Consider the following 6,346-nt stretch of genomic DNA (forward strand, 5'->3'; position numbering starts at 1 on the left):
GCCCTGCTCGTACGCGAGGGTGTAGAACGCTGCGCCACAGTCGGATTCGCTCGGCCCCGCGATTCGGGCGTCACCCGGACGAAACCTGTCGCGCCCAGCTCGACCGGTGCGCGGAAGCGGCCACGTTACATTGGGGACGTGCCGATCACCGTTCTCGTCGTCGATGACCAGGAACTCATGCGAATGGGATTGAAGATGGTGCTCGGCGCACACCCTGACATCGAGGTGGTCGGTGAGGCCGCCAACGGCGCCGCCGCGGTCGCCAGAGCGGCGGAACTGCGACCCGACGTCGTGCTGATGGACGTGCGGATGCCCGTGGTGGACGGGGTCGTCGCCACCACCCGCATCGTGGAGGCCGGACACGGCAGCAGAGTGCTCGTCATGACGACCTTCGACCTGGACGAGCACGCACTGGGCGCGCTGCGCGCGGGAGCGAGCGGGTTCCTGCTGAAGGACACCCCGCCGGAGGACCTCGTTTCGGCCATCCGCAGCGTCGCCGCCGGTGACGCCGTGGTCTCGCCGAAGGTCACCAAACGCCTGCTGGACCGGCTCATCGCGGAGAATCCGGCGCGTACCCGCGACCCCGGGGTGCTCGACGTGCTCACCGCCCGCGAGCGCGAAGTGCTCGAGCAGATCGCGGCCGGACGCTCCAACGCCGAGATCGCCGAGCAGTTGTACCTGTCGGAGGCAACGGTCAAGACGCATGTGGGGCGGGTGCTCACGAAACTCGGCCTGCGGGACCGGGTTCAGGCGGTCGTGCTGGCTTATGAGACCGGGTTGGTGCGGCCCGGCGGCTGAGGCCGGGCGATCTCAGCGACCTATCAGGCGCATCGGGAGAAAAATCCGGGTGTAAGACGTTGAACCGGGTAGATCGTCCGAAAGGATCGCCATGCCCGCGTTGTTGTTCGTGCTGTACGTCGTCGTCGAAGTCGCCGCCCTGGTCACAGTCGGTCAGCTGCTCGGCGTCCTGCCCGCCATCCTGGTGCTGATCGCCGGGTCGGTCGCGGGCATGCTGCTGGTCGGCTCGCAGGGGCGGCGGGTGTTCGAGCAGTTCCGCCGGGCCGCCCGCGGGGAAGTGGCGCCAGGGACCGCCGTGGCCGACGGCGCCCTGGTCGCCGCCGGTGGGGTGCTGATGTTCGTGCCCGGCCTGGTCACCTCTCTGTTCGGTCTGCTCCTGCTGCTGCCGCCGACGCGGCTGCTGGTGCGTCCGCTGGTCACGGCCTTCGCCGCACGCCGCTTCCGCGGGCTCGCCGCGGCCGCGTCCTACCGTGGCGTGGTCATCGACGGCGGCGAAGTGGTCGACGGTGTCGTCGTGGGGCAGTGGTACGACGATGGCCAGGGCAACGCGCGCCGCGCGATCACCTCGCCCTGAGGGCGAATCGCCGCAGCCGGTTCCGTGTGGTCCCGCGAAGGGCTATCGTGGCGCGATGGCCACCGAGCAACTCACCGTGACGGTGAGCGAGGAGCTGGCCGCCGCGGTGAAACGTGCGGCGGCTGCTGCGGGACAGTCGATTTCCGGATTCACGGCCGCGGCGCTGCGGCTGGAGCTGATCGCGGTGGAGGCGGGCTGCCTGCCCACGGCGGCCGCGGGGACCGGTGGCGCGCCGCCGGAATACGCGGAGGTGATGGCGGTGCTGGCGCAATCGGAGGATCTGGCGCGCCACCCCGTCCTGAACGGCTGACCGGAACCGCCGGATCGGGCATACGGCAGACTGGTGCCTCGTGAGTACCCAGTTGCTGATCGGCGGTCGTTTCTACAGCGCCAGTTCACCCGACGCCACGGCGATGGCGGTGAGCGACGGTACCGTCGTCTGGCTGGGCGCCGAGCAGCCCGGCCGCGTGCTGCACCCGGACGCGGAGATCGTCGACCTCGACGGTGCATTCGTCGCCCCCGCGTTCGTCGACCCGCACGTGCACCTCACCGCGCTGGGCCTGAAGCTGACCGGACTGGACCTGTCTGCCGCACGGTCGCTCGAGCACTGCCTGCGGCTGCTGCGAGACTATGCCGAGGCACATCCGGACGGCGCCGTCCTGGGCGACGGGTGGGACGAGACAGCCTGGCCGGACGGGCGGCCGCCCACGGTCGCGGAGATCGACGCGGCGGCGGGCGCCGGGCGGCAGGTCTACCTCTCGCGTGTGGACGCGCACTCAGCGGTGGCGTCCTCGGCGCTGCTGGACACGCTGCCCGAGCTGGCGACAACCGACGGATTCACCCGTGGCCAGCCCGTGCGGGCCGCCGCCCACCACTTGGTGCGCACCGCCGCGCTCGCGCGTCTGTCTCGGGCGCAACGGGATCGAGCGCGCGCCGCGGCGCTGGACCATGCCGCCGCGCACGGCGTCGTCGCGGTCCACGAATGCGCCGGCCCGGAGATCGCGGGGCGCACCGACGTACGCGAACTGCTCGAATTCGAACACGGCGTGCAGGTGCGGGCCTACTGGGGGGAGGCGGTGCGCAGCGCGGAGCAGGCCCGCGCCCTGATCGCGGAACTCGGCGTGCACGCCCTCGGCGGTGACCTGTTCGTGGACGGCTCCTTCGGTTCGCACACCGCTCGGCTGCGTGCGCCCTATGCCGACGAGACCGGCTGCGGCCGAAGCTATCTCGATGCCGAGGCGATCGCCGACCACGTTCGCGCCTGCACCGTCGCCGGTATCCAGGCGGGATTCCACGTGATCGGTGACGCCGCCATGGACGCGGTCGTCGCCGGTGTCCGACGGGTGGTCGCCGAACTCGGCGGCCCTGCCGTCGCGGCGCTCGGACACCGCGTCGAACACGCCGAACTGATCCACGCCGAGCACATCGAGCTGCTGGCGCGCTGGGGTGTGATCGCCAGCGTGCAACCGGGATTCGACGCTGCCTGGGGCGGCCCGGACGGCATGTACGCCGCGCGGCTGGGGGCCGATCGGGCCGCGACGCTGAATCCGTTCGCCGCCATGGCCTCGGCAGGCGTCGCCCTGGCGATCGGCTCCGACGCCCCGGTCACGGCGCTCGATCCGTGGGCGGCGGTGCGGGCCGCGGCCAACCATCGCACACCCGGCCACGGCCTGTCCCCACGCGCGGCCTTCGCCGCGGCCACGCGGGGGGCCTGGCGTGCGGGTGGGGTGCGCGACGGGGTGGCGGGGACCCTGGTACCCGGGGCTCCCGCGTCCTACGCGATCTGGGATGCCGACGAACTCGTCGTCGTCGCCGCCGCGGACTCGGTGCAGCGCTGGTCCACCGATCCGCGCTCGCGCGTGCCGGGATTGCCCGCGCTGGAATCGGATTCACCGCTGCCCACGTGCCTGCGCACCGTGCATCGGGGAGTGACGATCTATGCGAAATGAGCGAGCGGTCGCGGAGCCGATGGTTGCCGACGGCTCCATGACCGGCGTTCGTGTGCGTGATCACCGGGGTTGCGGTAGGGATGGCCGGCCGCTCGGAGAATTCACGCCCGGGGCGGAACCGCTGGACGGGGGGTCGCCGGGAGGGGCGCGGGTCGCGGATCTCCTGATGGACTCGCCGACGATCACGGCGCGGACGCCCCGCCGCGCCATCGTCGAGGCGCGATCCCGGACCGCCGAGTCACCGCGCTGGGCGTGGAGCGAGAGTGCAGAGCGGTATGACGTGGGCGGGCGAGCGACGGAAGTGTCCGCTTCCGTCTACTCGACCGGCTCGCTGTGGGAAGCCGCTGTCGGAAGTCCGGCCACGCCGTTGTGGGCGCAAGCCTCGCAAGGCCGGTACCGCACCGTCCGGTGGCCTGCCCGCGCGCAGTGGCGTCCGGTGGGGCGCAGGACGGAGTTGACCCGAACCCCCGCCGTAGAGGGCTTCACGGTCCGGTCGCGGTCGTCGATCGACGGGTGCACCCAGGTCGGCTCCCACACAGTCGGCCATCGACGTGTGACTCGTGTCGTGTCCGCCGCGGGGTGCTGCCGCGTACTGAACCGGCAGCCACAGACTGCGCCGGGTGAAGCGGATCGCCACCGGGCCGCTTCGACCACACTCTGCGCCGCTCGGCGAGCCGACGCTCCGATGGCAACCCCCAGCGGCCGCTCCGGCCGACGGCGTCCAGGCCTGAGATGGCACTCGGTGCCGCCCAGGCACACGCCACTTGTCTCGCCTGAGAGACGCCGGTCCGTCCGGTGGAGTCCGAGCCCGGAGCCGACATCGCCCACCCGGTGGTCGACGCTTCCGCGGCCATCCGCGATCGCAGAGTGCGCACCAGCCGATTCGTACATGGTGGTTCGTGGTCGTCTGGGCCGTAACCTCACCGACGCGGTCGCGCCCACCCGGGTTGTGCGGTGCGCTGGGACTGCTCTGCGCACGCGAGGCATGGCGTTTTCGACGCCCGGTGTGAGAAGCGTCATAGTGAGCCCGTGGCCGGGTTCCGCCGGGTGGCGAACCGTTGGTGGATTGCGCCCATCGGCTGTCCGGTGCCCATCGGCCGACTGGCGGTCGCAGGCGCCGTGCCGGACAGTGGCCGAGTGATGGTGCGAGAGCGAGTGCTCGGAGCGATGCGACCGGCCTGGGCGGCGGTATCCCGGCATCCGGTGGCGGCGCGCTCGGCGGCGGCGATCTTCGCCGGGCTGCTGTTGTTCGGCAGCTTCCCGCCCCGGCCGTGGTGGTTTCTCGCACCGCTGGGCATCGCGGTGCTCACCCTCACCGTACGCGGCGACGGACGTCTGCGGGCGGGCTTCGGGTACGGATTCCTGGGCGGTCTGGCGTTTTTCGTCCCGCTGCTGCCGTGGACCGGTATCTACGTCGGGCCGTTGCCGTGGCTGGCGCTGTCCACCGTGTGCGCGCTGTACGTGGGCGTGTTCGGCCTGCTCGCCCGGTTGATCGGCGCGCTGCCCGGCTGGCCGCTGTGGGTGGCGCTGGCCTGGACCACCGCCGAGTGGGGTAGATCCAGCTTCCCGTTCGGCGGATTCCCCTGGGGCCGTTTGGCCTTCGGCCAAGCCGAAGGCTGGTTCCTGTCGCTGGCAGCGGTCGGCGGCGCCCCGCTGGTCGGATTCGCGGTGGCGCTCACCGGAACCGGTACGGCGGCGCTGGTCTCGCTGCTGTGGCGAAATACCGCCGGTAAGGGGAGCGGATCCGCCGGAGACGGGATCGAGCGGCCCGGGCGGCACACTCCGAGTGGACCTGCCCCGGCGACTCGACTCGGGTACGCCGCTGCGGCTTTCACCCTGCTCGTCATGCCGCTCACCGGTCTCCTGCTCACCTCTGCCCTGCCCGATCCGGACGAGGGCGATCGAACGGTCACGGTCGCGGCGATCCAGGGCAGCGTGCCGCGGCTCGGACTGGACTTCAACGAGCAACGGCGGGCTGTGCTGGACAACCATGTACGGCGCACCGAAGAACTGGCCGCCGAGGTAGCGGCGGGCCGCTCCCCTCGGCCCGATGTGGTGATCTGGCCGGAGAACTCCTCGGATATCGACCCGTTGCGCAACGCCGACGCCGCCGCCCTGATCACCGCGGCCTCCGAGCGGATCGGCGCGCCCATCCTGGTCGGTGCCGTGCTGATCAACCCGGATCGGACGACGACCAACTCGGTGATGGTGTGGAACGGCGCGGGGGGGCCGGGCGAACGGCACGACAAAAAGATCATCCAGCCCTTCGGCGAGTACCTGCCGATGCGCGGATTTTTCCGGCTTTTCTCCGAATACGCCGATCGGGCGGGATATTTCGTGCCGGGAAATGGTGACGGAGTTGTGCACGCGGCAGGTATCGACATAGGCGTCGCAACGTGCTATGAAGTGGCCTTCGACCGGTCGTTCGAAGACGCGATGCGCGCGGGCGCGCAGCTGCTCACCGTGCCAACGAACAACGCCACCTTCGGCGACAGCGAGATGACCTATCAGCAGCTGGCCATGTCCCGCATCCGTGCCGTAGAGCACGGTCGAGCGCTGGTCGTCGCCGCCACGTCGGGTGTCAGCGCCATTATCGCCGCCGATGGCGCTGTGCGGCAGGAAACCGCGTTGTTCGTGCCCGCAGCCCTGGTCGCCGAGCTTCCGTTGCGCGATGGCACCACTATCGCAACGCGAATAGGACCTGCGCCGGAGCGGTTGTTCGTTATCCTGACGGCTGTTGCCGTACCGGCCGCCGTTATTCGGCGGCGATCATCCGCGCGGGAGGGCGCCCGGACCGGCGGTCGAGCCGTCGCCGGCCGATAGCGGGTTCCCTGCCGAGCCAGCGTTAACCGAACTTTCGGTATGTTCTTTCCTCCACCGCCCCGAAAGTAAAGGTGCGGAATTAAGTTGCGCAACGTTCGCCTGACAAGCGGGACGCCTGGCGAAGTACCATCGAACAGTCTGGTCAGAGCCCGTTTTGCTTCGGTTCGACCTAGTTGAGTCACAATGTTTGCGGAAATGTAAC

The 6,346-nt window shown here is 70.5% G+C and carries 5 protein-coding genes; all 5 read left to right on the forward strand.

Annotated features, from left to right (window positions below; genetic code table 11):
- Positions 1 to 138 precede the first annotated feature (138 nt).
- Complete coding sequence (locus K8O92_21915) at positions 139 to 798, forward strand: response regulator transcription factor (GenBank protein ID UAK30555.1); 660 nt, start codon at positions 139 to 141, stop codon at positions 796 to 798.
- A 91-nt stretch (positions 799 to 889) separates the two neighbouring features.
- Positions 890 to 1,372 carry an FxsA family protein gene (locus tag K8O92_21920; GenBank protein UAK30556.1) on the forward strand — a complete coding sequence of 161 codons (483 nt, stop codon included), beginning with the start codon at positions 890 to 892 and terminating at the stop codon, positions 1,370 to 1,372.
- A 55-nt stretch (positions 1,373 to 1,427) separates the two neighbouring features.
- Entirely contained in the window at positions 1,428 to 1,682 is a 255-nt protein-coding gene (locus K8O92_21925) for a ribbon-helix-helix protein, CopG family (GenBank protein ID UAK30557.1), read from the forward strand.
- A 40-nt stretch (positions 1,683 to 1,722) separates the two neighbouring features.
- Positions 1,723 to 3,321, forward strand: a complete 1,599-nt coding sequence (locus K8O92_21930; GenBank protein UAK30558.1) for an amidohydrolase family protein — start codon at positions 1,723 to 1,725, stop codon at positions 3,319 to 3,321.
- A gap of 1,167 nt (positions 3,322 to 4,488) precedes the next feature.
- Positions 4,489 to 6,144: an apolipoprotein N-acyltransferase gene (gene lnt / locus K8O92_21935; protein UAK35870.1), complete on the forward strand. Its 1,656-nt coding sequence runs from the start codon at positions 4,489 to 4,491 to the stop codon at positions 6,142 to 6,144.
- The last annotated feature ends 202 nt before the right edge of the window (positions 6,145 to 6,346 follow it).

The organism is Nocardia asteroides, from assembly GCA_019930625.1.
GTDB classification, from domain to species: Bacteria; Actinomycetota; Actinomycetes; order Mycobacteriales; family Mycobacteriaceae; genus Nocardia; species Nocardia sputi.

Coding starts and splice junctions, on each gene's coding strand:
- K8O92_21920 (UAK30556.1), top strand. CDS start 890: ATGCCCGCGTTGTTGTTCGTGCTGTACGTCGTCGTCGAAGTCGCCGCC.
- K8O92_21925 (UAK30557.1), top strand. CDS start 1,428: ATGGCCACCGAGCAACTCACCGTGACGGTGAGCGAGGAGCTGGCCGCC.
- lnt (UAK35870.1), top strand. CDS start 4,489: ATGCGACCGGCCTGGGCGGCGGTATCCCGGCATCCGGTGGCGGCGCGC.